We start from the raw sequence: 26,277 nt of genomic DNA on the forward strand, positions 1-26,277 counted from the left end.
TAATGTTATTTTTTAATTATTTATGGCTTATATTGGCCGCTAATTGTTAAACCAGAAACGCGACTGTATGCGTTAATGCTGATATGCCATTTACCGGCTTGCGGGCTGCTAAATGTACATGTTTCTTCATTACCATCTTCATACGGGCGACAGTCATAACTTGAGGCTGTTGGCTGGCTACCAAATTTAACATGTAAATCAGCATCTCCACTACCGCCTGAGGTTGTTACTGTAAATGTAGACATGTTAGCAGGGACATCTAATGTGTAATGTTTCCATTGACCTGCACTAATATTTACATCACTTACAGAGCCACCACCAGCTTCCGGTTTAGTCGTATCTGCTCCGCCAGCAGCTGCAACGGCGGCGGCCGCATCAACAATACCTGTACCACAGTTAGTACAGCTTGCAGGGAATGAGCGGGTTGTTGATTTTAAAATATTTTCTATTTCATCAGGCGTCGCATTAGGCTTAGCTTGTTTAATAAGTGCAGCAACACCCGCTACATGTGGTGCAGCCATTGATGTGCCTTGCGAATAACTATAGCTGTCGCGTGAAGGGCTTGATGAACCTGTATTGTAGGTAGATAAAACACCTTCTGAGTCGTTTGCAAAACTTTGCGCGCCGCCAGGTGCTGCAACATCAATATTGCTTCCGTAATTAGAGTAATATGCGCGACCACCGCTGCGACCTACAGCAGCAACATTTATTACACCATTACAGTTACCTGGGTTGTAGTTTGCTGAATTATCATTGTCGTTACCTGCGGCAATAACAACCACTGCGCCGTTGCTTCGTGCCGCATTAATTGCGCTTTGAGTCGTAGAGCTACATGACCCGCTGCCACCTAAACTCATGTTAATAACATCGGCAGGGTTAGCGTTTGCTGGCACGCCAGATACATTACCGCCAGCGGCCCAAATAATACCATCAGCAATATCAGAAGTTAAACCACCACATTTACCTAATACACGCACTGGTACTACTTTGGCGTCGTAAGCAACACCTGCAACACCTTCACCATTATTAGTAACTGCGGCAACGGTGCCGGCTACATGAGTACCATGCCAGCTAGAGCTCTTAGCATCATTAGTGCCACATTCATTTGTTGCAACCGCATCACCAGGGTCGCGAGCATCGCTATCACGACCACCACCGTCATTTGCGACCGATAGATTTGAAATCATATCGTAACCTTGTAAAAGGTTTGCGTTTAAATCAGCATGAGGGCGATAACCTGTATCAAGTACTGCCACAACCACACCATTGCCTGTTGCGCTATCCCAAGCGGTAGGTAAATTTAGGCCACCTGCTTGCTCATAATAATGCCATTGATCATCAAAACGCGGATCATTAGGTGTCGAAAACGGCTGTAACATTTGATCAACTTCAATATACTCAACATTACCTGAGCCAACTAGCTCTTGCATAAACTCTTGTGCTTCTTCTGCGTTGAGTTTTTTATCTGCACGTACTACATGGTGGTTACTAAGTGCCATAGCGCGTACATATTTGCCCTTTACTTTCCCATTTTTGGAAGAGAAGCTTTTAACAAAATTTTGTGCTCGCTTATTCATACTTGCAGAATTGGTATTTTCAGATGAAATATTTACCATGTCATTAGTGTTATGTTGATATTTAATAATGAACTGTGTTTCAGCGCTATTTTGGTTTTGTAACTTTGCTGATGTTTCAGCCATTGAAGGCGCAAGCGCTTGAGCAGGATTAGCCATACTTGATGTTGCTGTAAAGATTGTACTTACTGTTAATGCAATAACGCATTTTTTAAAGATTTTAGTTGTTGTCATAATTATCCCTAGTGTTATTAACTTTTACGCAGACTAAACCTGCGAGAAGGGAATTAAAGTAAACGATCTGTTAATTAAGTTAAAATATCATTTCATTATGTACCTGTTTAATTTGGTTATAACGAGAGTTTACAGTGCTTTTATAGTCATTTTGTTGTTTTAATACTCTTTTTAATAGTTTAAAAGTGCTGTTTATTTATACTTTTTTGCTTTTAGTGAGTTAAATACATTTAATTTGTTGTGTAATTACTAATAATCAATTCGATACGTTGGACATGTTTAAATTTGCTATAATCGAAAAAAATTTTTAGTGAGATAAATTAATGGCCCAAGTAGATGTAATAGTAATAGGCGCGGGAGCTGCCGGATTAATGTGTGCGGCACAAGCTGGGTACCGAGGTCGAAGCGTTACTGTACTTGATATGGGTAAAAAACCCGGTCGTAAAATTTTAATAAGTGGTGGTGGGCGTTGTAATTTTACAAATGAAAATGCGAGTCCAGATAACTACTTATGCAGTAATGCACATTTTGTTAAATCATGTTTAAGTCGCTATACTCAGCATGATTTTATTGAGCTGGTGGACAGACATGGTTTGGCTTATCACCACAAAACTCTTGGCCAGCTGTTTTGTGATAATAACGCACAAGACATTGTTGATATTTTACTGACCGAATGTGAATGGGCTGGGGTAAATATCAAGTTACGTAACGAAGTGATCAGCGTATCAAAAACTGATAATGGTTACTGCGTAGTGACCGAGCAAGAAACGCTTTACTGTGAGTCGTTAGTCATTGCATCGGGTGGTTTAACGATGCCTAAACTAGGTGCAACCCCCATTGGCTATAAAGTTGCTGAGCAGTTTGGGTTAAATGTATTGCCAACAATGGCTGCACTTGTGCCATTTACTTTGCATCAGCACGATAAAGATCGCTTTGAAGGGCTTTCGGGAATTAGTATCCCATGTGACGTTTCAAGCGAAGACGGCACTGTATTTAAAGAAAATATTCTTTTTACGCATCGTGGATTATCGGGACCTGCAATACTACAAATCAGCTCATTTTGGCGAGCAGGGCAAGCTGTAACTATAAACTTACTACCTGAAATAGACTTAAGACAGCAACTTGCCAATTGGCGAGAAACGCAAGCCCAAAAGTCGTTAAAAAACAGCCTTGCAACTATTTTACCTAAACGCTTTATAGAAATACTGCACGAAAGCAAAGCAATACCAGATTGTAATATTAATCAGCTTACACATGCTCAAATAGATGAGTTAGTAAATTACATTCACGCTTGGCAAATTAAACCCAATGGCACAGAAGGATATAGAACAGCAGAAGTTACACTCGGTGGTGTAGACACTGGCGAGCTAAGCTCTAAAACGTTTGAAGCTAAAAAAGCTAAAGGCCTATACTTTATAGGCGAAGTAACCGATGTAACGGGTTGGTTGGGGGGCTACAACTTTCAGTATGCGTGGAGCTGTGGTTTCGCAGCAGGGCAGTATTGTTAGCGGTTAAGCCATCATTCTAAAGTTACAAACTTTATTGTCGCTGCACATAAGTGTAAAAATAAAAATGTTGAGGCTAAATAAATAGCCTGCAACATTTGGATGATGTTGCAGGCTATCTATTAATGTTTTCTAAATGAAAGCTAAATGCCGCTGCATTAGGCCCTGAACCACCGCCAGTCATCACAATGTCAGCATTTTTAATACCAAAGAGGTTAATTTCGGTATTTATTTGTTGAATAATTGCTGAATTTATTACTTCACCTTCTTCGACTTGAGAGGCAACACCAATAAAAATACTTGGCTTAAATTGGAATCCCCCTTTTTGACTAGGTACAAGATTAGTTTTTGTCGCGAGTAATTTACCGTCGCGATAGATGTTGCCACTGATTGCACGAGTACTTAAATTGTTTTTAATTTCAACTTCCTGTGGAGATACTGCAGGTGTTGACGATAATTGCAACACATCACCAGAGGTATCTTTGACCATTTCAAAGGATTGACCTTCATAGGCATTCAATTCTGGTGAATAGTTACCATATGAATCACTTGCACAAACTTGAAATTGCAACGAATAATTAAAAGGGTGGTTATCGTTACGGCCACAATTTTGAATAACTCGCCAAGCAACAGCTAGTTCGTCAAAAGTTTCCGCGATGTTTTTTTGGAAAATAACCACTTCACTGTTATTTATATCGCTAGAGCGGTTGATAAAGTTTAATTTAATTATTTCTTGAGACATTTTGTATTTTCTCTTTTTAAGTTCAAGTATTAAGCACTATTGTTATGCAGCCACCAGCACTTCTGATTGCCCGTAATTCATGAGTTGTTTTATATATTCTTCTTTTTTAGGAAGGATTACCATTATAATTCCACACTGCTCTTCCTATCGTTATGTTGAATTATAAGTCCGTTTAGTTTCACGGAAATAAACACTTTATAGAAGGAATTTTTGTGATGGTATTACAGAGTATTACAGCAGGGGAGATCATGAATAGTAAGACTAGTTTGAGTTAAAATTTAGAAACGTTTATTTTTACATTATCCTTAGTATTATAGGGTTTATAAAATTCACAGTGGCTGTGAGGTATTATTATACATATTGTTACGGGTTAATTTTATTGTCGCTGAACATATGTGTACTTTTATACAGAGGTGAACAGCTTAACTTTGTTTGATTAGTATTCAACATATCGAAGTCATAATATAGTCAGTCTAAGTGAAATTAGGTGGATTGTAAGCACATTGAACTTTGTATCTTAGCGTATTTTTGTTGTTATTTTTACCGCCAGTAATGTGATTTTTATTAAACTATCGGTTGTACTGGCGGATTAGATTATTCATTACGTTCTCATTTCATGCCTTGGTATATGCTATAAATCATCTTTGTTCTTTCACGTTTTATCACTTAAAACAAACTATTGCTGGCGCTTATGGCTGCATTATTTAAATGCTTATGTTTATTAAACTAACCTGTACTTTTGCAATTTGCTGTTTGGCTTATCAGGTATTGTCATCTCAATTAGCGCGGCATCTATAGCTGGTTTTAGGTAACGCTCTCTAAAATGCTTTCTGTCTTTTAAATTTAGTTTTACTTGTAATTGCTTTCGATTTAAAGAATCACCCGCTTGGGATAGTACGTTTATTAAGGCTTTAACTTGTGGGGTTTGTTGGGTTTTTGCTGTTGTGGGGTTTTGTTGGGGGGTTGGTTTTTTGTCTGATAATGAATCATTAAATGTTAAAACTGCACATAAAACGTTTTCTAGTATGTATTCTATAAAGGCGCAAGAGTCACCTGTTTCGGTACTGTTACTTATTGCTGTGCGGTATTGTTCTTCACTTGTCGCGACGATGCCCTCTATTGGCATTAGAGCAAATAATGGGTTCCATTGCTTTAGCATTTGAGTTTGCCAAATACACCCAATCCGGCTATTACCATCAACAAAGGGATGTATAAATTTAAGCTCATAGTGAAACACCGAGCTTTTTATAAGAGGATGTTGGTTTGAGCTAGCAAGCCAACTAAACAGCTCTCCCATCATTTGTGGAATATGCAGAGCTTGTGGAGCCATTTGCAATCTTTTACCTTTATCGACATTGCTGGTTCGATAATGACCCGCATTACTTCCTCGCGATAGCATGAGGGTTTTATGCGCACTTAAAAAGTCATTGCAAAGGTTTGTATCCCAATTTTCTAATTGATTATAGGTGTTAGCTATGTCGTTTTTTTCTTGGGCGATTTCAGCCATCAAATGGCCGTCATCACGATGTGGTGTATTTATATGCGGGCTGGTTAAATCACTGCCTTCAATAGCAAGAGTGTTTTGAATCTGATTTTTGACAATGTTTTCGCGGTCTTGATGTATGTCGTTTTTATTATAAAAAACAGACAACTTACCAAGGGCTTCGGCAATATCAGAAATATAGTGAATAATTTTTGCTGTAATCGTAAAGGGAGGTTGAAAATGACTCATGAAATAATAAATTTTAAGCTTTAATTCGATCTATAAGATACGCTAATCAAACTTAAAAGTCAGCGCTATTGGTATAATTTAAAATTATTAATAAAGAGTAAAGCCTTACATCTATCCTATGTTTTTATTAAGTATTTATAAGGTAAATAGCCCTCTTTACAAAGAGGGCTCAAAATGGCGTGTTTTTATGATTGTTAATAACAATACAAAATTACTTTAAAACCAAACACACGATTGCTAACAATAAGTAACTGCATTTATTCTTCAATAAATGCTTCTCCTTCAGTTATCCATTTGGCGGCAGGCTTGCCTTTTAAATGATGATCAAAGTACTGCATCATACGCACTGAAAAGTCGACCTGATTAGGGAATTTTTTCAAGTGGTGCGGTTCACCTTCATATTGTAAAAAGGTGGCGTCTTTGCCTGCGCGGCGTAGTGCTAAATAATACTGTACGCCTTCGTGCCATGGAACAGCATCATCTTTATCACCAAACATAATTAAGATGGGAGTGTTTACTTTATCTGCAAAAAACACCGGTGAGTTTTCAATGTAAAGCTCTGGTGCTTCAAATAAGTTTTTGCCAATACGGCTTTGCCCTGTTTCGTATTGAAATTGACGTGCAAGGCCCGATTTAAGGCGAATACCACTGTAAGCACTGGTCATGTTAGATACAGGAGCCCCTGACACAACGGCTTTAAACATATCAGTTTGGGTGATCATAAAGGCGCTTTGATAACCCGCCCATGAGTGGCCTTGTAAACCTATTTTATTTGGATCAGCAATCCCTAAGTCGATTAGCTTTTGGGTGGCATTAATCATGGTTTGTGTTGATGATTTGCCTGGGTGGCCTATTTCAAAACGAATATCAGGTAAAAATATTGCATAACCGTTTGATGTGAACATAGGGAAGTTAGGGCGATGGTTTAATTCCATTTTTGGAAAATCAAACATGCGCTGGCTCATATAACGGTAAAAGTACACAACAACAGGGACTTTATCACCTTTTTTATAGCCTGCTGGTTTTATAAGCACGCCTTGCAAGTCTTCGCCATCAAAGCCTTTGTAGCTTATTAGTTCTGGCTTTTCACCCCAAGCAAAATCATTAATTTGTGGGTTTAATGTCGTTACTTTTTTTGGTGCACTAAAACTAAAGTCAGTGTGATAGAAATCAGGAAATTGACTGTAAGTTTGCGAGGTAAACACGTACTTGTCGGCATTTTTAGCTTTTTTGACCAGCTCAAAGCGTTTTTGTCCACTCAGTACTTTGGTGATCGTATTTGTAGTTAAGTCGAGTTTTGCAACTTCGCTTTGCTTAGTCTGTAGGTTTATAGCAGATAAAAGCAGGGTGTCTGCTTTTTTAAAGCCAATTTGGTCTTTATCAAGCTTAACAACGCGATATTGCGTATTACTTTGTTTTCCATCGGTTAAACGGGTTGCTTGCTTAGTTTGTACGTCAAATGCCCAGATATCGTATTTGCTGTAAGCAAGTACTTGGCTGCTGTCTTGCATCCAGCCGGCAAAGCCATAGCCTGGCTGAGTTGAAGGGTAGTCATGTTTATCGTCAGCAAAGGTGGCCTGAATTGCTTTAGTCAGTGAGGCTACTTGATTGTTCTTTAAATCTTTAAGCTGTATTTGGCTATTGCTAAAGTAAGCGGCAAACTCACCATTAGGTGCAAGGCTTGGCCTAAATGGGTAGTCATTAATAATAGCTGTTTGCTTGCCTGTATTTATATTTACAGCAAAGTAGTCTGCAAAAAAACCGCCGTACATTATTTTTTCTAGGTAGGGGATGTTAGATGAGCCAAGTAAAGACACATCTCGCTCAGAGTTTAGTGCAACCTCAGGCATATTAGTGGTACTTAGCTGTACCGCTTTTTGTGAATTAACGTGGTACACCGCGCTGTAATGGCGAGTTTTATTAACTTCGTCCCATTGTTGCTCTTCGCGCGGCTTTATTTGTGCATCGTTGTTATGCCATACATTTAAACCTTTGTGTTCACGTATGGTATCAAAATCGTAAAGTGATGCTTCGTCAGTGTATTCTCTTGCTTTTACTTTCGCTGCGAGTTTTGGATGATTCTCAAAATATAAGCGTTCGCCGTTTTCAGACCATGTTAGCGTGGCTGTTTTACCTATTGTCCAATCTTTATTTGGCGAGCTTATTGTTGAAAGAAGTTCGTTTTTCCATAGCTGTAAACTGTAGTTGCGGCGGCGTGTATCGTCATTGACGTAATTTCCTACAGTAAACGCAACACTCGTATTTGTTGGATGCCAAGCTATTTTACTGGCTACTACGCCAGGCTCATCTATTAAGGTTGTGCTTTGAAAGTTATTTAAGTTTATAAGCGCTATTTGATTATTATTGCCATCACTGTAACTTTGGCTAACCAGTAATTGATCGTTAGTCGCGCTAATATCATAGCTAAATACGTTTTCTATTGTGTGGCTGCGTTTATCGGCTAAATTTATAATAACGAGTGAGTAAGTTTTATCTTTTTTATCTGGTGAAATTGCGCTCTCGTCTTTAATGTCGCCAGTGCTTTCACTTTTTTCTTTTTCGTCATCTTCTTTATCAGCGGCTTTATTTAAACGATAAGCAAGCCAAGCACCGTCGTCTGACAGTTTATAATCTTTAACATCAGCAAAGCTTTGTTGTTCGCCTGATAGTGTGTTTACGAGTACGACATTATTTTTTAGTGTGTCTTTTTTCTTGCTGGTTTCTTTTTCAAGCAAAGTAGGTACTTGCGTAAATGCGACCCAATTTGCAGCTTTATTTATAACGGGTTTAGTACCTCGCTCAACTTCGCCAATTAAACTATTACTGCTCAGTGAGTAAACTTGGCCAGTGGCATTACCACGATAAGGCGTTGCACTGAGTGACAAAATACTCCCATCTTCAGATAGCTGAGTACTTTTAGCTGATTTAAAATTAAATATATCTTTAAATTGCAATGCGTCTTTGGCGTTTATAGCTGTGCTCGTTAAGCTAATAATAAGCGCAGAACTTAATAAGGTGAGCTTTGTTTTCATTATAGGTTCTCATTTTTTAACATTTATTTAGTGTAACGAGTTTGATTAATATTTCGAGTAGATCAGATAAATAGCAAGCAGGGACGATGAGTAACATGCGGATACAAAAAAACGACCAAAAGGTCGCTTTTTGTATCTGCTAATTATAAATTTAATTTGGCAAAGAGTCGTAGTTAAAGCCAGATTTTTTGTAACTCTGGCCATTGCTTTTCAAATTGAGTGCTTGGTTTTGCTTTAAAGTCGCTGCGTACAAATTGGTTCATTTTACCTTCAACATAAGCAAGTAAAAAATTTGCAAGTGTCAGTTCATCGCTTTGAAAATTTCTACCTTCGCGTAGTTTTCGCTCACGTAATACTTGCTTAAACTGGGTTTCGAGTTTTTCAAAAAAGCTCTGCACTCGTTCGCGTAAGCGCTCTTGCTCACCTTGCAAGGCATCGCCCGTTAAAATACGGGTTATGCCTGGGTTTTTTTCAGCGAATGTTAAAAGTAATAACAAAATATTATAAATGCGAGTTTGGCTTTCTTTTTCATTTTCTAAAATAAGGTTTATGCGCGATAAAAGAGTGTCTTCAATAAACTCTATCAGGCCTTCAAACATACGTGCTTTGCTAGGAAAATGACGGTACAGCGCGGCTTCCGATACGCCTACTTCAGCGGCTAACTTAGCTGTGGTGATACGTTGTCCTAGGCTGGTTTCTAACATTTGTGCGAGTGCTTGCAGTATTTGCTCTTTGCGATTGCTTTTTTTTGTCGCAGGCATGAACATTCCTTTTTTTAGTTATTTCTTAGTGGCACAGTTAAGGACCCTAGTCATTTTTTGTTCAAATGAATGGCTTATGTTAATGTTTTATTCAGTTTGTTTCCAGCCTTTTTATAGGTGTTTAGCGAGTTGCTCGATCACTTTGCGGGCAATTTCTACTTTACTGCTTTGCGCTAATTCTAACTGCTCATTATGCCAATAAAGCGTTAGCGCATTTTGATCAGAATTAAACCCCAAGCCACTTTGCGATACATCGTTAGCACAAATCATGTCGAGATTTTTGTTTTTGAGTTTGCCTTTAGCGTAGTTTTCTACATTTTGTGTTTCAGCGGCAAAGCCGACCGTGTAAGGGCGATTTTGAGTAAGGCCTGCAACTGCTGCAATCACATCAGGGTTTTTTACTAAGGTGAGGGTAAGTTCGTCACCTTGTTTTTTCATTTTTTGAGTCGCAGCATTCGCAGCCCGGTAATCGGCAACGGCAGCGCAGCCAATAAATGCATCTGATTGTGGAGCGTAAGTAAGTGACTCTGCGAGTAGTTGCTCAGCGCTTTGTATATTAATTAAGTTTACGCCAGTTGGCGGCTTAATATTAACGGGGCCTGAAATTAAATTCACTTTTGCGCCAAGCAATAAAGCGGCTTGTGCGAGTGCATAGCCCATTTTTCCTGAGCTGTGATTTGATATAAAACGAACCGGATCAAGTGGCTCACGTGTTGGCCCTGCTGTTATGGTAATTGTTTTACCCAAAAGTAACTGTGGTTGCTCTTTCGCAATGCATAACTCAACAAGTTCATGAGGTTCTAGCATGCGACCAGCGCCTACATCACCACAGGCTTGTTCTCCTTTACCTGGGCCCCAAATAAGTATGTTACGTGCTTTTAACGTTGCTAAATTAGCTTGCGTTGCAGGGTGTGCATACATTTGTTGGTTCATAGCTGGCGCAACGGCTACTTTAGCTGGTGTAGCTAGCAGTAACGTTGTTAATAAGTCATCGGCAATACCGGTCGCCATTTTAGCAATAATGTTACAGGTTGCGGGTGCGACTAAAATTAGATCAGCCCATTTTGCAAACTCTATATGGCCCATTGCCGCTTCAGCAGAGGGGTCGAGCAATGAGTCTGATACTATTTCACCACTTACCGCTTGCATTGTTAAGGGGGTTATAAAGTGCTTGGCCGATTCGGTCATTACCACTTTAACTTCACAACCATGGTCTTTTAATCGTCTAACTAATTCGGCGCATTTATAAGCTGCAATACCGCCGGTAATACCCAGTACAATTTTTTTATTGGTTAAATCAATCATGGTTGTCTATAAGCCTTATTTAATATTGTGGCTAAAATAACAAATCTTTACCTGTACAGCTAAGTTTTTAATTTGAAATTATCAGGCTAATTTAAAAATTTGCATTACAGTTAAAAGACACTTTTGCTCAGCAAGGATGAATAATGCAATTAACATCGCTACCAAATTCACTTCGCCCACGTGAAAAGCTCATTGCTAAAGGAGCCAAAGCATTAACAGATGCAGAGTTGCTGGCTATTTTTTTACGCACTGGCTTACCTGGTATGAACGTAATCGAGTTGGCTCAGCATTTACTTAATGAAAATAAAACACTGCATAACTTGTTTAATGCCAGTATTGAGGAGTTTTGTTCTCAAAAGGGGTTAGGGACCGCAAAGTATGTGCAGCTACAAGCAGTTCTTGAATTAAGCCAGCGATATATGCAGGAACGTTGCCAGCGAGACGCTGTGTTTAATTCGCCAAACTCGGTTTACGACTATCTCACTCTTCAAATGCGTGGCTTGCAACAAGAAGTGTTTATGGTGTTATACCTCGACAGCCAAAATAGATTAGTGAAAGATGAAATTCTTTTTTACGGTACGATTAATTCAGCCAGTGTTTATCCGCGAGAGGTGGTAAAGGCGGCGCTTAAAAACAATGCTGCGGCAGTTATTTTTGCACATAATCACCCAAGTGGTATTGCAGAACCTAGCCAAGCTGACAAACTTATAACCAATAAATTACAACAAGCACTGCAATTGGTAGACATAAGTGTGCTTGATCACATCATTGTGGGTGGGGAAACCTGTGTTTCTTTTGCTGAGCGAGGCCTTATTTAGCTTTGTTAGGCACAGAAGTGTGTTAAAAATGAGCTGTTTAACGAGTTTTAGCAAATTAGTTTAATTTAAATGCAGTTTTTACTTTCCCTAAGGGCATTCGATCTTTATAATTAGCCGCTATCAAATTTACATATATGAGCTGATTGGATAGATCAGTGTTTGATCTTTGCCTGTAAAAGCTGTATAAAGAGCGCCCTTCGATTTATCTCTAGGGCGAAAATACACGGCCTTAGATTAAATTAAGCTCGAGCGAAGTTATTGGAGATATATAGACATGTCTAAAGTATGTCAAGTTACAGGTAAGCGTCCAGCGGTTGGTAATCACCGTTCACACGCGAGAAACGCGACTAGACGTCGTTTCCTACCTAACCTACAAACACACCGTTTTTGGGTTGAAAGTGAAAAACGTTTTGTAACATTACGCACTACTACTAAAGGTATGCGTATTATCGATAAAAAAGGCATCGACACGGTTCTTACAGAAATCCGTGCTCGCGGCGTTAAAGTTTAAGGATCTGAATCATGCGCGATAAAATCCGTTTAGTTTCAACTGCCGGTACTGGTTTTTTCTACACTACTGACAAAAACAAACGTAACATGCCTGAGAAGATGGAAATCAAAAAGTTTGATCCAAAGATTCGTAAACATGTTCTTTTTAAAGAAGCTAAAATTAAGTAATTTTAGTTCTTTTAGAATTTAAAAACCCAGCCTAGGCTGGGTTTTTTATTGTTTAAATTATGATTATACCAATTTTATTAAAAACATGATCATTCTAGCGTATTAAACAACTCACTAACGACGTTAAAAATTATTTATATAGAACAACTATGTATCATAATTTTAGCCTTGTTATTGCACTATTTTCTTATCGCTATAATAGATCACTAATTTAATGCAATTGGTATAATATAAAAAAGCCTCGTTGGCATAACCAACAAGGCTTTTAAATCAATTAATGAAAACATTATTAGATTTTTGTGAACGCATCTTGTAATGGTGGCACAACTTGCTTTTTACGACTCAGTACACCATCTAACCATACTTTATCATTTTCTGGTTTTACACCATAAGCTTGCTCAACTAAGTTTGCATCGTCAGATACAATTAGCATTTCTGAGCCTTCTTTCATGATATCGGTAAGCAGTAAAAATACAGAATGGCGATTGCCCTCTTGCTTTAGCTTAGCAATATCAGCAGCAAGATCTGCTTTAATATCATCAAAAACAGCAAGGTCGATTACTTCTAGCTGGCCAATGCCGACTAAATTACCGTTCATGTTGAAATCTTTAAAGTCACGCATCACTAAGTCACGCGCTGGTGTGTTTTCTACAGCAGACTTAACGCGAAACATATCCATGCCAAGCTCTTTAAAATCCTCAATGCCTGCAATTTTTGCTAGGGCTTCAACGCATTTAATGTCGGCTGTGGTACATGTTGGCGATTTAAATATTACGGTGTCGCTTAAAATAGCGCATAGCATAATACCAGCGATGTCTTTTGGGATTTCTACACTGTAAAAGTCGTACATCATTTTAATAATGGTGTTTGAACAACCAACAGGGCGGATCCAGCATTCAAGCGGAGTCGATGATGTTAAGTCACCTAGCTTATGGTGATCTACCACGCCAACAACGCGAGCTTGGTCGATATCATCGGGTGCTTGTGTTTTTTCTGTGTGATCCACAATGTAAACATCTTCACCAGCGTAGCTTAATTTTAGCTCTGGTGCTTCGAAACCAAATTTATCAAGGATAAACTGCGTTTCTGGTGAAATTTCACCAAGACGTGTTGGAATTGCTGGCTCATCGATTTGGTTTTTTAAATACGCGAGTGCAATTGCACCACAAATAGAATCTGAATCTGGGATTTTATGGCCCACTACATACATAGACATTGACGGAACTCCTATAAATTTGCCGATATTCTAACAAAGTATGTAGGGTTTAACATATAGACAGTGCAATTAAGTTTTAGTTACACTTTAAATTCTTGAATTAATTGGGTGTGTAAATATGCGACTGGGCCGCAAAGGTTGGAACAACGTTATTATATTTTCGATGTTGATTATGATCTTCTTTTTAAATGGCTGGCATAAACAACTTTTTAGCAATATCGATGCGCCATCAATGCAGCCGTTATTGCCAGTGCAGAGTTTTGTTTTGACCCTTAAGTTTGTCGATCAAAAAATTGAACGAATTGGCACTAGTTGGCGTACAACTGCGTTACAAAATGACGTATCTCTTCGTTGGCTGCCGTCTGAACAGCAGCTTGGTGAGCTTATCAACCGTTGGCAAAGTATTGAGCTTATAAATATTAATGAGTCGGTTGTGTTTAGTCCTAGAGCGCCTTTATATGTCGCTACATTTGAGTTAGCAGGGGAGAGTTTGCCATGGATTTATTTGTTGTATAAAGATAATGCGCATTATTACTTACTTGAAAAAAGTAGCCAACGAGTACTTAAGCTTGATTTAGCGACTGCGAAGCAGTTATTTCCTAGTTTTGATTTTTCACAAAGTGAGTCTAATTAATGCCTGAGTTACCAGAGGTAGAAGTGAGCCGAATGGGGATCACTCCCCATATACAGAACCAAGTTGTTACTAAGGTGAACATTTACAATGCCAGTATGCGTTGGCCAGTGCCTGATGATGTTTATCAACTAGAAGGCTTAACCGTAACAAGCATTGAACGACGAGCTAAATACTTACTGTTACATTGCCAACTTGGTAGTACTATTTTGCATTTGGGAATGTCGGGTAATTTACGTGTAGTAGATAAAGCTGAACCATTAAAAAAGCACGACCATGTTGAGTTTATTTTTGGTAATGGTAAGGCGCTGCGTTTAAACGATCCTCGTCGTTTTGGTTGCTGCTTATGGCAAGAGCTAGGAGAGGTACACAAGCTGCTTTCTAAGCTTGGTCCTGAGCCGCTTACTGATGATTTTTTTGCTAAACGCGTGTACGAACAATCGCGCAATAAAAAAGTGCCCGTAAAGCAGTTTATTATGGATAACGCTGTGGTTGTTGGAGTCGGTAATATTTACGCGAATGAATCACTCTTTAAAGCCGGTATTCATCCCAAACGAGAGGCTGGCAAAGTATCACTAAAGCATTATCAGGCACTTATCCCTATTATAAAAGACACGCTTGCTGCGGCCATAAAACAAGGTGGAACAACGCTTAAAGATTTTGCACAAAGCGATGGAAAGCCAGGTTACTTTGCTCAAGAGTTATTAGTTTATGGACGCAAAGGAAAACGGTGCATGACGTGTGAAAACGAATTAGAAGAAATTAGATTGGGGCAGCGCAGTACTATTTTTTGCTCAAACTGCCAAAAGTAGATTACTTGAATTTAAAATATACGGTCAATTTAATTCGATTGACCGTATATTTTAAAGTTCGAACGGTGCAACACCTACTGCTTTGATTTTATAGCCTGTTTGGGCTATCTCTCCTGACCATGATTCAGTGCTTATTATTCCTGTGACCACAATTGCGTCGTATAGGCTTTCAATAGGGACACCGCCTTTAATTGTTACATGCACTATTTGATTAGGTGGTGGCGGCGGAACGTGTATGCAAGCGCCAAAGTACGGTACCAGTAAAAACTCGGTAATGACTTCGCTGTCACCCTCAAGCGGCACAACAAAGCCAGGTAAGCTAACCGATTGTCCATTTAGCTCTTTTACAATAGGGGCATCTAAATCGGGCTGCACCCAGTTTTGCTCACTACCGTCGTGATTAGCTTGAGTTTGTGTGTCTATTTGTACATGATTTTTAGGAATTAAGTCTTCCCAAAAAATCTCTTTTGGTGGGTTTGCGTTGCTTATAAAGCTGCTTATTAGTAAGCACACTAGCGCGCTGTAATAAAATGTTGTTTTGAAAAAAGTCATAAACTACCTAATAATTATGTTTTTATACTCATGCCATCGCTGAGCGAATAAAAGTAAGCGCGTGTAGCGGGTATTAAGCCAATAATAAAGCCAGCAATCATAATAACGCCGATAAGTGTAAGTTCATAGCTAGAAAGCATGGCTATGTTAACGCTAATGCCAGCGTGGCTTTGCAAATAAGAGCCGCCTGTAAATAGCGCTAAGTAATATAATGCACAGCCCACTATGCAACCAAGTAATGTTGTAAATAATGATTCGATACTAATGAGCGTAAATAACTGCCATGGGCGAGCACCTACTGAGCGTAATATGGCAAGCTCACGTCGACGCTGACTTAAGTTGGCAAGCAGCGAGGTTAGCATACCAAGTAAGCTTACCAACACAATTACGGCTGAAAACAACATCAGTACGTTTTCTACAATGGCGAGCATTTGCCATAATTCTTTAAGTGTGACCGTTGGCATAATGCCAAGCAGTGCTTCTTTTTTATATTGATTTATATTGCGCCTAATTTGCAATGTGTATAAAGGCGATTTAAATCCCATTAAAAACGCAGTAATTTGCTTTGGATGGCCAATTAGGCTGTTATGTTCGTCATGGTCATCGCCAGAATTGTTGCCGTGAATTAAATCGATAGCTGCAAGCGGTATATGTAGCGTTTTATCAACGGGTGTTCCTGTGGGATTTAAAATTCCTACTACTTTAAACGGATTATCGTCGTGGTGATGAAAGCTTGTGTTGCCCATGCCGTGAGATATAGCAATAGAGTCGTTAAGTTTATACCCTAATGCAGTTGCGACATCACTGCCGAGTACCACCTCGTTAATGGCATTAAAAGTGTGACCCTTGTTAAAGCTTAAGCTTTGCTTTTTTGCAAAACGATAATGGCTAAAGTAATCAAGTGTTGTACCCAGTACAGCTTGGCCTTTGTGACTGTCGCCTAGGCTTATAGGTATGCTCCATTTTACACCACGCTGGCTTGTTATATATTCATAGCTTTGCCAACTTACGTTATTGTTGGTGTGGCCAATTCTAAAGACAGAGGAAAGCAGTAATTGTATATCGCCAGTGCGTGCGCCGACAATTAAATCAGTGCCCGAAATTGTATTACTAAAACTACTTTTGGCATCAATGCGTATGCGCTCAACGCTAAGCAGTAACATGACACTAACGGCGATTGTAAAGAGCGTTAAAAGCACACTGGTACGACGATTTAATAGGCTTTTGTAAGCAAGTTTAGCAAGGATCATAGCTGCTCCTGCAAGCTGATAAGATCAACTGAGCGGTCGAATAACGGTTTTAAACTTTCATCATGGCTTACAAACATCAAAGTACTGTTTGAGTATTTGGCTTGTTCAAACAGTAATTTAATAAAGCTTTCACGGTTTTGGGTATCGAGTGCAGATGTAGGCTCGTCCGCTATTATTAGTTCTGGGCTGCCAATAAAAGCGCGGGCAGCGGCAACACGCTGCTGTTGACCTGTGCTTAGCTCTGCAACATTTTTATTATATTGTTGCTCGCTTAAGCCAAGTGCGTTTAGTAAGCGCTTGGCTTCTTTGGTTAAAGTAGTGGAGTGTTTTAATGCTTGGCGCTGACGTATTTTAGAAAATTGACACCCTAAAACCACGTTTTCGAGGGGTGTTAAATAAGGCAGTAAATTAAAGTTTTGAAAAATAGTGCCAATATGATCCGCTCTAAATGCATCTCGCTTGGTGTTACTTTGCGTATTTAAATTTTGACTTAATATTACAACATCGCCGCTGGTGGCGGTATTTATTCCCCCAAGTAATGCAAGCAGCGTTGATTTACCAGAGCCACTAGGGCCATGTAAAAAAACATGTTGGCCTTTCTTTATAATTAATTCGCTGATGCTAAGCGTGGGGGCGTTATCATTTTTATGCCATTTAAAAGTGACGTTTTTTAGGTTGATCATTATTTGGTTACCAACCCCAATAATTTAGAGCTTTACGCATTTTTAGCTGTCTTAAAACATTTAGCGGTTTGGGTTTTAGTTTCTCGTTACTTTGTAACAGCTCATTAGCTGCATTCAATACGCGTTGGCTAGATTGACCATCGGTATATGGATGAAGCTCTTGGCAATAGCTTTTAATATTTTGCATTAAATCACTAGGTTTAGTAAGTGCATGTTCAATAGCGGCTTCTACTTCATCAGCGTCGGTAATATCGAGTAAATGAGGAAGTGGTTTCTGATTACAAAACGTGACTACCGGTTTACGTAGTAGTAAAAACATTAAAAGAACTGACGATGTATCGCACAGCATAACATCAGCAGCTTGCAGTAACGGCAACACATTATCGGTTTCAATAAATGTTAGGTTTTCGTTACTCAGTGCTTTGTATTTATTAACCCATTCGGCAGGCATTTTAGGATGAAACTGCATCAAAATACGCCACCTACCTTGTTCACTAAAATGTTTTATTTGCCCATATAATTTAGGAGCAAGTGATAGCTTTCGTGAGAAAGTAGAACATATAAGTAAAGTAGGGCGAGAGTCGTCACTTACATAAGGATTATTTGAGGTATCGTTAAAAAGTGGATCGAGTGTTGGCCAGCCAGTTTCAGTTACTTTAAAGAAACCATGTTGCTTAGCCAGCTCTTTAAATTGGGTTGTTGTATTTGGTCCTTGCGTACAATATAAATCGTAACAACCGCGAATATTAAAATGGTCTTCTTTCCCTTTTCGATTTAATTTTCCTGAATTGAATCCGTGAAATACAGCCACTTTTCTACCCGGAATAAAATTAGGAATTACATTTCCAGGGACGAAAACTGCATCTGGTTGCCATTGTTTTATGTGCTCGATAGAAGTAAGCCTTAACTCGTCAGGAGTCAAAAAATTTGGATTGACATCTTTGCCTTCTAAAAACCAGCTTACCTGACCACCATGCGCTAATATTTGCTGCTGTAATGGCCTCAAAATAGCGTATGAATAGTTTTGAGAAATATACATTAGGTATTTTTTATTTTTTGTGGCGGTTAGGTAGTTCAAGGTATCTCCTTAGGCTAGTTAGCATACTAAGTTTACCCTATTATTACAGCTATATAAATATTCACCGTTTTTTGTTTTCAGTGCAAGATTGAGCTTTTTCATGGGGTGGATTATTATACCGCCCATATAACCCCAAACCATACTTTGCTCTTTGAGCATCCCTAACCCCGGAGATAGCATGACTAGCTATAAAGTTTTAGACGTAAACGATGATTTACCCATTCGTACCAAAGGTGAAGTACACAGCGGTAAGGTTCGTTCAGTTTATTGGTTAACTGATGAAGATAGCGCGCGATTAATTAAAGAAAAAGGCTATAAAGTACCTGCGGGGACTGAATTAGCTATTATGGTTATTTCCGATAGAATTTCTGCATTTGATTGTATTTGGCAGGGCGAAAATGGCTTAAACGGTGTGCCAGGTAAAGGTATTGCATTAAATACGGTGGCATCGCATTGGTTTAAGTTATTTGATAAAGCAGGCCTTGCGGGTAACCATATTGTTGATATTCCGCATCCTTATGTATGGATTGTGCGTAAAGCGAGTACTGTTAAAGTTGAAGCTATTGCACGTCAATATATTACCGGTAGCATGTGGCGCGATTACGCAAAAGGCGTTCGTAACTTTTGCGGTATTGATTTACCTGAGGGCTTAAAAGCAAATCAAAAGCTCGATAATGTACTCATTACACCATCAACTAAAGGTATTATTGAAGGTGTTGCCGATATTCCAGCTGTTGATGATGTAAATATTACCCGAGCTAATATCACTAATAACTTAGACGTATTTAATTTTAAATCTGCAGATGATGTAACCAAATACGAAAAGTTATTAGTTGAAGGCTTTAAATTAATTAGCGATGAACTTGCAAAGCTTGCGCAAATTTTTGTTGATACAAAATTTGAGTTTGGTTATGTAGAGGATTTAAACGGCACGCAGCAACTTATTTATATTGATGAAGTAGGTACTCCCGATTCATCGCGTATTTGGGATGAAGCGTCTTACCGTGAAGGTAAAATTGTCGAAAATTCTAAAGAGGGCTTTCGTCAGTTGCTTATTAATAATGTGCCTGAAAGCGACGTATTATTAAATAAAGATCGCATGGGCGAGCGTGAACAACTGGCTAAAGACTACATTTTACCGGAATCAGTAATGCTTGAAGTGTCAAACACCTACGTAGGTATTGCAAGTAAGATTGTTGGTGAAGAGATTGTTATTCCTGAAGATCCTCGTAAAGAAGTGATTGCTATTTTAGATAACGATTACGGACTGATTGTTAAAAAGTAATCCTAAAGAATTAAGTAGACCAGTGGCTAAGTCTTTATTTTTAGTTACTGGGCTATAGTTCTTGCAATTAGTCCCTGTCTCAAATTAACTTAACCTAATATTAATCGTTGGGTGTTGTTATGTTTAAACGGGTATTACAGCGTTGTGTGAAAAATTACTGTTTTTTAATTACCTGTTTTCTTTTTAGTCACTCAGCTCTGGCTGAAAATATTGAGTTAGTCGTTAAAGATCAATATGGTCAACAATTAGCAGATGCGGTAGTTGAATTAGAACAAATAAATAAGCCGTATTCGCTAGCCCCTCGTAGCGTTGCTATTATGGATCAGGTTCATAAGCAGTTTTTACCTGAGCTATTAATTGTACAAAAAGGGCAGCGAGTGAATTTTCCTAATAGTGATAACATTCGTCATCATGTGTATTCTTTTTCACAAGCTAAACCATTTCAACTAAAGTTATATTCAGGGCAACCAAAAGATCCAATTACTTTTGAGCAACAAGGTGTTGTTGTTTTGGGATGTAACATTCATGATTCTATGGTTGGCTATATTTACGTAGCAAGCAGTGAACGTGTTTATAAAACAGATAAACAAGGCCGCATTGAGTTACCTTTAAATGATTTTCCTCTGCAAATTAGTGTATGGCACCCTTTGCAAACTGAGTCGTTGGAGAGTAAAAAAATCATAACAATTAATGATAAAAGTGATTTAGTAGTAACAATAAATACTTCATCACCATCACCACGTAATACGTTTGGCAGTAAATTTAAGGCTGGTAATGACTAATAGTTTAAAAAATCGTATAACCATACTTTGTGTTGGCTTAGTGTTATTAACTACTATGGTCAGTTTGTTTAGTTTTTGGTGGTCTACAAGTAAATTTCAAGAAGAGAAAGTTAATCAAGATATTAGCGTAGCGCAAAACGTTTATAAGCAATATTTAAAATCAAAAGAAAGCTTACTATTAACAGCAGCCAAGGTACTTACCTCTGACTTTGGCTTTAAGCAAGCAGTTGCTACGCGTGATGCAGGAACTATAAGCAGTGTGTTATTCAATCATAGCCAGCGTATAGATGCTGAGCTTATGATGTTGATTGATTTGTCAGGGACGCTAATTTCAGCTAACACCAGTGAAGATCATTTTGCCCACGATTTACGACCATTGATGAAAGAGTTATTAAATGCTCCTGAGCAATCTAGTTTTGTTGTATTAAACAAAGAACTTTATCAAGTTATTTTACTACCAGTAAAAGCGCCTCGTACAGTGGCTTATAGTTTGGTTGGCTTTAAAATTGACGATAGTGTTGCCAGCGAACTTAAAAACTTAACCGGCATGGATGTGAGCTTCATAGGAAGTGCGGATGATTTGGTTATTAGCTCGTTAGTTAAGCGCCCTGAACAATTTGAGCCTGTTAATTATTTTAATACACTCACTACGTCACGCTTTTTTAGTGAATATTTAGTGTATCGCAATCGCGATATAAACCTACCTTCATTGCACAGCCACCCGATTATTATATTGCTTAGCGCTGATTTAACGCAAAGCTATAGCGATTTTGAAAAGCTATTTTTGACCTTAATGGTATTGGCTATTTTGACCTTATTTGTGGGCGTAGTTACCAGTAGTTTACTGGCTAATAATTTAACTACTCCCTTGACTCAATTAGCAGCCATTGCAAGGCAATTTGCATTAGGTAATTACAGCTTTGAATTTAAAGGTAAAAAGCAAAGTTCAGAAATAACGACTTTAGTTGAAGCATTCAACAGCATGGGTAACGATATTCATGAGCGTGAACAGCAAATAAATTTTCAGGCAAAGCATGACTCACTTACTGGGTTTTATAATCGTTCGGCGATGCTAGAAGTACTTTGTGAACAACTCGAACCCTCAACTGAGTACACCTTAGTTGGTATCGATATAAAAGGTTTGCGTCATATCAATGACAAATTAGGGCCACGTATTGGTGATGACTGCCTAAAAGCGGTTGCGTGCCGTATCGGTGAATTTTCGGATGAACTTGGCGGTTTTCATGCGCGTATTGGTGGGGATGAATTTTTAACTGTGTTTCCAATGGCTGCGGCAAAAGAGCTTAAAAGTGGTATTGCAGGGTTAATGGCGCAACTGCAAGCATGTTACACAATTCAAAAATTAAAAATTAATCTGCGCTTTAGTGCCGGTATTGTCCAGTATCCTACGCAAGGTATTGCGAGTGATGATCTAATGCGCCGTGTATTGATTGCCGTTGATAGCGCAGCAAATGAGCATGAAAGTATTCATTATTATCAAGTAGGCGAGGATGAAGCACATTTAGATCGTTTAATTATGCTTGATGAATTAAAACAAGCGATTAGTGACAATGATGGTCAATTATTTATGACCTATCAGCCTAAACTACACATGAAAACGCAAAAAATAGATAAAGTTGAGTCGCTTATTCGTTGGCAACGAAAAGATGGTAGCTGGGTTAATCCTGAGCTATTTATTGATTTAGCTGAACAATCAGGCCTCATTGTAGAGTTAACCGCATGGGTTGTGAATACAGTTGTTGCACAGGTTGCTAATTGGCAATCAAAGGGCATTGATTTACAAGCAGCTATTAATGTATCAGCGCAAGATATTGCATTTCCGGGGTTTCATAGCGCATTGGTGGATACACTTAAAGAATACAAAGTGGCCCCAGGGTTGATCACTATTGAGCTTACGGAGCGAGATATGATCGAAAATGAAGAAAAAGGCATTAAAGCACTCGAAGATTTGAAAATGATTGGCGTTAAAATATCATTAGATGATTACGGTGTAGGACAAACATCGCTCGGGCGCTTAAAAATGCTGCCTATCGATGAATTAAAACTAGATAAGTGCTTTATTTTAAAATTAGATGAGTCACAAAAAGATCAATTTATAGTGCAGTCTTCCATCACTTTGGGGCACCAGCTAGGTTTCTCTGTTGTTGCTGAAGGTGTTGAAACATTGGACTCGTTAAATTTATTAAAAAATATGAAATGCGACCATGCACAAGGATATTACTTAAGCAGACCTTTAAAAGCAGAGCTATTAGAAGAATGGCTGCATGAGTATTATGCAAAAAATTAAATGCTTTATAGTCTTTTGTTTATTACTAACAAGCGTACCTAGTATCGCCAGTAGCGGAAAATTATTAGCCACCCCAGGCGTTTCTCAAATAGAGGGGAGTGCAGGTGGCGGTATTGTTCCGTGGGCGCAACTTGCTGGGTATGCCAGTGATGATGAGTTTTCGATAAATGGTTTTTGTAGTCGCGCAGATATAACTGACTACACGCTTGATGTATGTGGTGCGCAGCTTAATGTATTTAACCGCGTTGAATTTAGCTATGCATTACAGCAGTTTGATGTTCCTGCACTTAGCAAAAAAATAGAGCAATCAATAACGGGAGTTAAAGTTCGTTTATATGGTGATATTGTTTACAGTCCTTTGCCGCAATTAAGTTTAGGAATTACACACAAGTCATTAAACGATGGAGCCGTTGCTAAGTTAATCGGCGCAAAAGAGACTAGCGGAACAGATGTTTACTTAGCAGCAAGCAAGCTGCATTTAGGTGCGGTTGCAGGTTACAACTGGTTTTGGAACGTCACAACACGTTATAGCAAAGCAAACGAATTAGGCTTGTTAGGTTATGGCAGTGCCAATACTAATAATGGTTCAAAAATACTGTTTGAGGGCAGTACCGCGATATTTTTTAGCCGTGAAGTGGCGGTGGGTATAGAGTATCGGCAAAAATCAGATAATCTCAACTTAGGTGAGCAAGATTGGAAAGATGTATTTGTTGCGTGGATGCCGAATAAAAGTGTGAGTGTCACTACTGCATATTTAAATTTAGGGCGGATTGCTGGTGCAAATGATCAAACAGGCTGGTATGTGTCGGTAACAGGGTATTGGTAATGAAAAACCTTTTTGTATTTTTATTATGTATAACGTTACTAGCCGGCTGTACTAATACACCTAAATTATCGCTCTATGAGCAGGTAGGTGGTAAAGCCGGCATAGAAAAGCTAATTGATAGCTTTATTAATCAAATAGGTAATGATGAGCAGGTATTTCATTATTTTGAACACGCTAATATTACGCATTTTCGCCAAGGCTTTATAACCCACATGTGCATGTTGCTCGAAGGCCCTTGTAAATATAATGGCGATTCAATGGTCGCGATTCATACGGGTATGCATATATCAGAAAAAGACTTTAACCACGTGGTTGATTTACTTATTAATGCAATGAATAAACAAAAAATAAATCATAAAATACAAAATAAAATTCTTTTTAAAATGGCACCGCTGCGTGGCGAAGTTATTCGCATTTAAATACTTTATAAAAGAACATATAAAGTGATTACCAGAGTTCAAGTCATTTACCTTCCAGAGCAAGTAAAGACGCGCTAGCATTAGCAACTGTCTCGGGTGTGATTTCTGTAATAATATCTGCATCATGCAGACTTGTACCGTTAGCCACTAAAGATATTTTATTTTCATATTTAGGTTCTACAATGCTCCACGGTGACGTACCAAGCCCTACAACCGCTACGAACGCGGTTTTTGTTGCCGCCGCTATGTGCATTGCTCCCGAGTCAATAGTGATTAATAAATTAGCATTTGCGATTATATCAACCAATTCGGTAAGGGAGGTTAGTCCTGTGAGATCTTGATGATCAATTTGCTGTTGGTATAAATCTTTTGATATTTTATTATTCTCAGTTGTCTCTTGATTATCTCCGACAAGTATAAAATGACAGGGTGTTATTTCATTCAAATATGCTAAAGATTTAAGTGCCTGAGATGATGGGTAATGCCTTTGTTTTTTGATCACACCACCGTAATAAACTACCACTACAGGTTTGCTTGTTGTCTCTATTAACTCGCTCTTTTGGCTAAATAAGTACGGAGGTGGAGAAGCCGAAAAAGGATTGTTGTGAGGTTCATTCACTAATCGACAGTATCTATTTATATAATGGTGATTATTATTTAGTTTGTAGCTATGGCTAAGTAGCCAAGAGCGTCCATTCTTTTTATAACCTATTTTGTATTTAATTTTAGCTAAAGAGCATAATAGCGCCTCAGAGAATCCACTTCTCATAATTACAGCCATTTGGACATTATTATTACGAATTTTTTTAGCTAAAGAAAACACAGAAGACAGCTTTTTTTTGTTACAGCGCTGATCTATCATTATGGTTAAATTTAAGCGGTCATCGCGCTCAAAAATAGCTGCAAGAAGCGGTTTGACCAATAAGATTATTTGATTACCAGGATAAAGTTCTCTGAGCAATGCTATTGCCGCTATGCTGTTAATTGCATCACCAATATACTTTGGTTGAATAATTAAAATAGAGCCGGTTATTTTTTTATTTATTAGTTGCTTCATAGCACATTATATTGGTATTAACTTATTTATAATAATAACTTAAATATATAAAACTGAGAATCGCCTAGTTTGTGAATTTTTTATTTTGCACTATTAAAAGTGATCTAAATCATCAGCAGTTGGATAAAGCATGAAAAACATCATTACTTGCCAGCAATTACATGAACAACTCAGTAACCCTGCATTAGTGATATTTAATGCAGGTATGTTACGCCCAAGTGTTATAGGTACTTACTCACCAAAGGCTATGTTACCTAACGCTAAACGTTTTGATATAAAAAATAAATTGGCTGACAGATCAAGTCCCTTACCAAACACAGTATGTAGTGAGCAGCAGTTTACCCAAGTAATGCAAAGCGAAGGTGTAAATAACAACTCATTTATTGCTATATATGAAGATGCTGGTTTATTTAGCGCAGCAAGAGCATGGTGGATGCTTAAATCTATGGGTCATCATAATGTTAAAGTACTAAGTGGTGGCCTTAAAAAGTGGTTAGAGTACGGCTACGCTGTGCAGCAAGGTTACAGTAACGCATTGAGTGCAGGTGATTTTATCGCTCACTATCACTCAAAGTATTTTATTAATAAGCAGCTGGTTGTTAGCGCGATAAATAAGCCAAATACGCTTTTGCTTGATGCGCGTGGGCTCACGCGTTTTACTGGTGAAAAAGGCGAGCCTCGTTTAGGTATGCGCAGTGGGCATATACCTAACAGCCGCTCATTACCTTTTGCTGATTTACTTAATGAAGGTGAAGCAAAACCACTTTCTGAAATTAAAGCTATATTTAATAACGTAGTAGGTGATGCACAGCAGTTACAATTTAGTTGTGGCTCTGGAGTTACAGCCTGTATTTTAGCATTATTTGCTGATGAATGCGGTTATAGTAACCTAAGTGTTTATGATGGCTCGTGGAGTGAGTGGGGCGCAAATACTGCGTTACCCATTGCTACAGGTAGAGTTTAGATATTTTAATAAATTGTAGACGTAGAGCTTTTG

Annotated in this window: 24 protein-coding genes; 12 read left to right on the plus strand and 12 right to left on the minus strand. The window is 38.4% G+C overall.

From position 1 onward, the window contains the following. Positions 1 to 20: 20 nt before the first annotated feature. On the minus strand, positions 21 to 1,808 hold the full coding sequence (locus tag H5119_RS05460; protein WP_182701509.1) for a S8 family peptidase: 1,788 nt from the start codon (positions 1,806 to 1,808) through the stop codon (positions 21 to 23). A 323-nt stretch (positions 1,809 to 2,131) separates the two neighbouring features. Here H5119_RS05460 and H5119_RS05465 point away from each other — a divergent pair, with 323 nt between their 5' ends. Then, on the plus strand, positions 2,132 to 3,316 hold the full coding sequence (locus H5119_RS05465) for an NAD(P)/FAD-dependent oxidoreductase (protein WP_182701510.1): 1,185 nt from the start codon (positions 2,132 to 2,134) through the stop codon (positions 3,314 to 3,316). 112 nt (positions 3,317 to 3,428) lie between these two features. Here H5119_RS05465 and H5119_RS05470 read toward each other — a convergent pair whose 3' ends face one another. From H5119_RS05470 to coaBC, 5 genes are all read right to left on the minus strand, one after another. Further along, on the minus strand, positions 3,429 to 4,055 hold the full coding sequence (locus H5119_RS05470) for a hypothetical protein (RefSeq protein WP_182701511.1): 627 nt from the start codon (positions 4,053 to 4,055) through the stop codon (positions 3,429 to 3,431). A gap of 721 nt (positions 4,056 to 4,776) precedes the next feature. Continuing rightward, the gene (locus H5119_RS05475) at positions 4,777 to 5,787 is read right to left on the minus strand and encodes a Fic family protein (protein ID WP_182701512.1); all 1,011 of its coding nucleotides are present in this window, start codon (positions 5,785 to 5,787) and stop codon (positions 4,777 to 4,779) included. Between the two features lie 257 nt (positions 5,788 to 6,044). Continuing rightward, positions 6,045 to 8,819 (minus strand): prolyl oligopeptidase family serine peptidase, encoded by a 2,775-nt coding sequence (locus tag H5119_RS05480; RefSeq protein ID WP_182701513.1) that lies wholly within the window; start codon positions 8,817 to 8,819, stop codon positions 6,045 to 6,047. A gap of 173 nt (positions 8,820 to 8,992) precedes the next feature. Further along, the gene (slmA, locus tag H5119_RS05485) at positions 8,993 to 9,580 is read right to left on the minus strand and encodes a nucleoid occlusion factor SlmA (RefSeq protein ID WP_077536070.1); all 588 of its coding nucleotides are present in this window, start codon (positions 9,578 to 9,580) and stop codon (positions 8,993 to 8,995) included. A gap of 111 nt (positions 9,581 to 9,691) precedes the next feature. Further along, positions 9,692 to 10,885, minus strand: coding sequence for a bifunctional phosphopantothenoylcysteine decarboxylase/phosphopantothenate--cysteine ligase CoaBC (gene coaBC / locus H5119_RS05490; protein ID WP_182701514.1), 1,194 nt, complete (start codon positions 10,883 to 10,885; stop codon positions 9,692 to 9,694). Between the two features lie 143 nt (positions 10,886 to 11,028). Between coaBC and radC the strand changes: the two genes are divergently transcribed. The 3 genes from radC (at position 11,029) to rpmG (ending at position 12,381) form a co-directional block, all read left to right on the plus strand. Further along, positions 11,029 to 11,703, plus strand: coding sequence for a DNA repair protein RadC (radC, locus tag H5119_RS05495; protein ID WP_077536068.1), 675 nt, complete (start codon positions 11,029 to 11,031; stop codon positions 11,701 to 11,703). A 274-nt stretch (positions 11,704 to 11,977) separates the two neighbouring features. Next, positions 11,978 to 12,214 (plus strand): 50S ribosomal protein L28, encoded by a 237-nt coding sequence (rpmB, locus tag H5119_RS05500; RefSeq protein WP_004335549.1) that lies wholly within the window; start codon positions 11,978 to 11,980, stop codon positions 12,212 to 12,214. Positions 12,215 to 12,225: 11 nt separating this feature from the next. Continuing rightward, positions 12,226 to 12,381, plus strand: coding sequence for a 50S ribosomal protein L33 (gene rpmG, locus H5119_RS05505; protein ID WP_004335545.1), 156 nt, complete (start codon positions 12,226 to 12,228; stop codon positions 12,379 to 12,381). Positions 12,382 to 12,670: 289 nt separating this feature from the next. Here the strand turns inward: rpmG and H5119_RS05510 are convergent, their stop codons facing one another. Then, positions 12,671 to 13,597, minus strand: a complete 927-nt coding sequence (locus H5119_RS05510; protein ID WP_182701515.1) for a manganese-dependent inorganic pyrophosphatase — start codon at positions 13,595 to 13,597, stop codon at positions 12,671 to 12,673. 118 nt (positions 13,598 to 13,715) lie between these two features. Here H5119_RS05510 and H5119_RS05515 point away from each other — a divergent pair, with 118 nt between their 5' ends. After that, positions 13,716 to 14,231: a hypothetical protein gene (locus tag H5119_RS05515; protein WP_182701516.1), complete on the plus strand. Its 516-nt coding sequence runs from the start codon at positions 13,716 to 13,718 to the stop codon at positions 14,229 to 14,231. Then, on the plus strand, positions 14,231 to 15,040 hold the full coding sequence (gene mutM, locus H5119_RS05520; protein WP_182701517.1) for a bifunctional DNA-formamidopyrimidine glycosylase/DNA-(apurinic or apyrimidinic site) lyase: 810 nt from the start codon (positions 14,231 to 14,233) through the stop codon (positions 15,038 to 15,040). The genes H5119_RS05515 and mutM overlap by 1 nt, the downstream gene beginning before the upstream one ends. Positions 15,041 to 15,091: 51 nt before the next feature. On the opposite strand, the gene H5119_RS05525 is transcribed toward mutM, so the two are convergent. Genes H5119_RS05525 through H5119_RS05540 form a run of 4 tightly spaced genes read right to left on the minus strand, consistent with a single transcriptional unit; the run spans position 15,092 to position 18,603 of the window. After that, positions 15,092 to 15,592 (minus strand): DUF3299 domain-containing protein, encoded by a 501-nt coding sequence (locus H5119_RS05525; protein ID WP_182701518.1) that lies wholly within the window; start codon positions 15,590 to 15,592, stop codon positions 15,092 to 15,094. Positions 15,593 to 15,606: 14 nt separating this feature from the next. Next, complete coding sequence (locus H5119_RS05530) at positions 15,607 to 16,842, minus strand: ABC transporter permease (protein WP_182701519.1); 1,236 nt, start codon at positions 16,840 to 16,842, stop codon at positions 15,607 to 15,609. Further along, positions 16,839 to 17,525, minus strand: coding sequence for an ABC transporter ATP-binding protein (locus H5119_RS05535; RefSeq protein WP_077536062.1), 687 nt, complete (start codon positions 17,523 to 17,525; stop codon positions 16,839 to 16,841). Before H5119_RS05535 ends, H5119_RS05530 begins: the two co-directional genes overlap by 4 nt. Before the next feature lie 7 nt (positions 17,526 to 17,532). Next, complete coding sequence (locus H5119_RS05540; protein ID WP_182701520.1) at positions 17,533 to 18,603, minus strand: CDP-glycerol glycerophosphotransferase family protein; 1,071 nt, start codon at positions 18,601 to 18,603, stop codon at positions 17,533 to 17,535. Positions 18,604 to 18,781: 178 nt separating this feature from the next. Between H5119_RS05540 and H5119_RS05545 the strand changes: the two genes are divergently transcribed. From H5119_RS05545 to H5119_RS05565, 5 genes are all read left to right on the plus strand, one after another. After that, the gene (locus tag H5119_RS05545; protein ID WP_182701521.1) at positions 18,782 to 19,888 is read left to right on the plus strand and encodes a phosphoribosylaminoimidazolesuccinocarboxamide synthase; all 1,107 of its coding nucleotides are present in this window, start codon (positions 18,782 to 18,784) and stop codon (positions 19,886 to 19,888) included. Between the two features lie 119 nt (positions 19,889 to 20,007). Further along, on the plus strand, positions 20,008 to 20,670 hold the full coding sequence (locus H5119_RS05550) for a methylamine utilization protein (RefSeq protein WP_182701522.1): 663 nt from the start codon (positions 20,008 to 20,010) through the stop codon (positions 20,668 to 20,670). Further along, positions 20,663 to 22,978 carry an EAL domain-containing protein gene (locus tag H5119_RS05555; RefSeq protein ID WP_182701523.1) on the plus strand — a complete coding sequence of 772 codons (2,316 nt, stop codon included), beginning with the start codon at positions 20,663 to 20,665 and terminating at the stop codon, positions 22,976 to 22,978. The genes H5119_RS05550 and H5119_RS05555 overlap by 8 nt, the downstream gene beginning before the upstream one ends. After that, on the plus strand, positions 22,965 to 23,804 hold the full coding sequence (locus H5119_RS05560; protein ID WP_182701524.1) for a DUF3034 family protein: 840 nt from the start codon (positions 22,965 to 22,967) through the stop codon (positions 23,802 to 23,804). Before H5119_RS05555 ends, H5119_RS05560 begins: the two co-directional genes overlap by 14 nt. Beyond that, positions 23,804 to 24,223 (plus strand): group 1 truncated hemoglobin, encoded by a 420-nt coding sequence (locus H5119_RS05565; RefSeq protein ID WP_182701525.1) that lies wholly within the window; start codon positions 23,804 to 23,806, stop codon positions 24,221 to 24,223. Before H5119_RS05560 ends, H5119_RS05565 begins: the two co-directional genes overlap by 1 nt. Positions 24,224 to 24,266: 43 nt before the next feature. Here H5119_RS05565 and H5119_RS05570 read toward each other — a convergent pair whose 3' ends face one another. Next, a complete protein-coding gene (locus tag H5119_RS05570; RefSeq protein ID WP_182701526.1) occupies positions 24,267 to 25,280 on the minus strand; it encodes a glycosyltransferase family 9 protein in 1,014 nt (337 codons plus the stop codon). Positions 25,281 to 25,410: 130 nt separating this feature from the next. Here H5119_RS05570 and H5119_RS05575 point away from each other — a divergent pair, with 130 nt between their 5' ends. Further along, positions 25,411 to 26,244, plus strand: a complete 834-nt coding sequence (locus H5119_RS05575; RefSeq protein WP_182701527.1) for a sulfurtransferase — start codon at positions 25,411 to 25,413, stop codon at positions 26,242 to 26,244. Positions 26,245 to 26,277: the final 33 nt, after the last annotated feature.

This window comes from Pseudoalteromonas sp. SG45-5, from assembly GCF_014164085.1.
In the GTDB taxonomy this organism is placed as follows: Bacteria; Pseudomonadota; Gammaproteobacteria; order Enterobacterales; family Alteromonadaceae; genus Pseudoalteromonas; species Pseudoalteromonas aliena.

Bases quoted from the DNA above. Each gene is read 5' to 3' on its own strand.
- rpmB (WP_004335549.1), top strand. From the start codon at position 11,978: ATGTCTAAAGTATGTCAAGTTACAGGTAAGCGTCCAGCGGTTGGTAAT.
- H5119_RS05480 (WP_182701513.1), bottom strand. From the start codon at position 8,819: ATGAAAACAAAGCTCACCTTATTAAGTTCTGCGCTTATTATTAGCTTA.
- coaBC (WP_182701514.1), bottom strand. From the start codon at position 10,885: ATGATTGATTTAACCAATAAAAAAATTGTACTGGGTATTACCGGCGGT.
- H5119_RS05555 (WP_182701523.1), top strand. From the start codon at position 20,663: ATGACTAATAGTTTAAAAAATCGTATAACCATACTTTGTGTTGGCTTA.
- H5119_RS05525 (WP_182701518.1), bottom strand. From the start codon at position 15,592: ATGACTTTTTTCAAAACAACATTTTATTACAGCGCGCTAGTGTGCTTA.
- H5119_RS05550 (WP_182701522.1), top strand. From the start codon at position 20,008: ATGTTTAAACGGGTATTACAGCGTTGTGTGAAAAATTACTGTTTTTTA.
- H5119_RS05575 (WP_182701527.1), top strand. From the start codon at position 25,411: ATGAAAAACATCATTACTTGCCAGCAATTACATGAACAACTCAGTAAC.
- H5119_RS05530 (WP_182701519.1), bottom strand. From the start codon at position 16,842: ATGATCCTTGCTAAACTTGCTTACAAAAGCCTATTAAATCGTCGTACC.
- H5119_RS05465 (WP_182701510.1), top strand. From the start codon at position 2,132: ATGGCCCAAGTAGATGTAATAGTAATAGGCGCGGGAGCTGCCGGATTA.
- H5119_RS05545 (WP_182701521.1), top strand. From the start codon at position 18,782: ATGACTAGCTATAAAGTTTTAGACGTAAACGATGATTTACCCATTCGT.
- H5119_RS05470 (WP_182701511.1), bottom strand. From the start codon at position 4,055: ATGTCTCAAGAAATAATTAAATTAAACTTTATCAACCGCTCTAGCGAT.
- H5119_RS05475 (WP_182701512.1), bottom strand. From the start codon at position 5,787: ATGAGTCATTTTCAACCTCCCTTTACGATTACAGCAAAAATTATTCAC.
- H5119_RS05535 (WP_077536062.1), bottom strand. From the start codon at position 17,525: ATGATCAACCTAAAAAACGTCACTTTTAAATGGCATAAAAATGATAAC.
- radC (WP_077536068.1), top strand. From the start codon at position 11,029: ATGCAATTAACATCGCTACCAAATTCACTTCGCCCACGTGAAAAGCTC.
- rpmG (WP_004335545.1), top strand. From the start codon at position 12,226: ATGCGCGATAAAATCCGTTTAGTTTCAACTGCCGGTACTGGTTTTTTC.
- H5119_RS05570 (WP_182701526.1), bottom strand. From the start codon at position 25,280: ATGAAGCAACTAATAAATAAAAAAATAACCGGCTCTATTTTAATTATT.
- mutM (WP_182701517.1), top strand. From the start codon at position 14,231: ATGCCTGAGTTACCAGAGGTAGAAGTGAGCCGAATGGGGATCACTCCC.
- H5119_RS05565 (WP_182701525.1), top strand. From the start codon at position 23,804: ATGAAAAACCTTTTTGTATTTTTATTATGTATAACGTTACTAGCCGGC.
- slmA (WP_077536070.1), bottom strand. From the start codon at position 9,580: ATGCCTGCGACAAAAAAAAGCAATCGCAAAGAGCAAATACTGCAAGCA.
- H5119_RS05510 (WP_182701515.1), bottom strand. From the start codon at position 13,597: ATGTCTATGTATGTAGTGGGCCATAAAATCCCAGATTCAGATTCTATT.
- H5119_RS05560 (WP_182701524.1), top strand. From the start codon at position 22,965: ATGCAAAAAATTAAATGCTTTATAGTCTTTTGTTTATTACTAACAAGC.
- H5119_RS05515 (WP_182701516.1), top strand. From the start codon at position 13,716: ATGCGACTGGGCCGCAAAGGTTGGAACAACGTTATTATATTTTCGATG.
- H5119_RS05460 (WP_182701509.1), bottom strand. From the start codon at position 1,808: ATGACAACAACTAAAATCTTTAAAAAATGCGTTATTGCATTAACAGTA.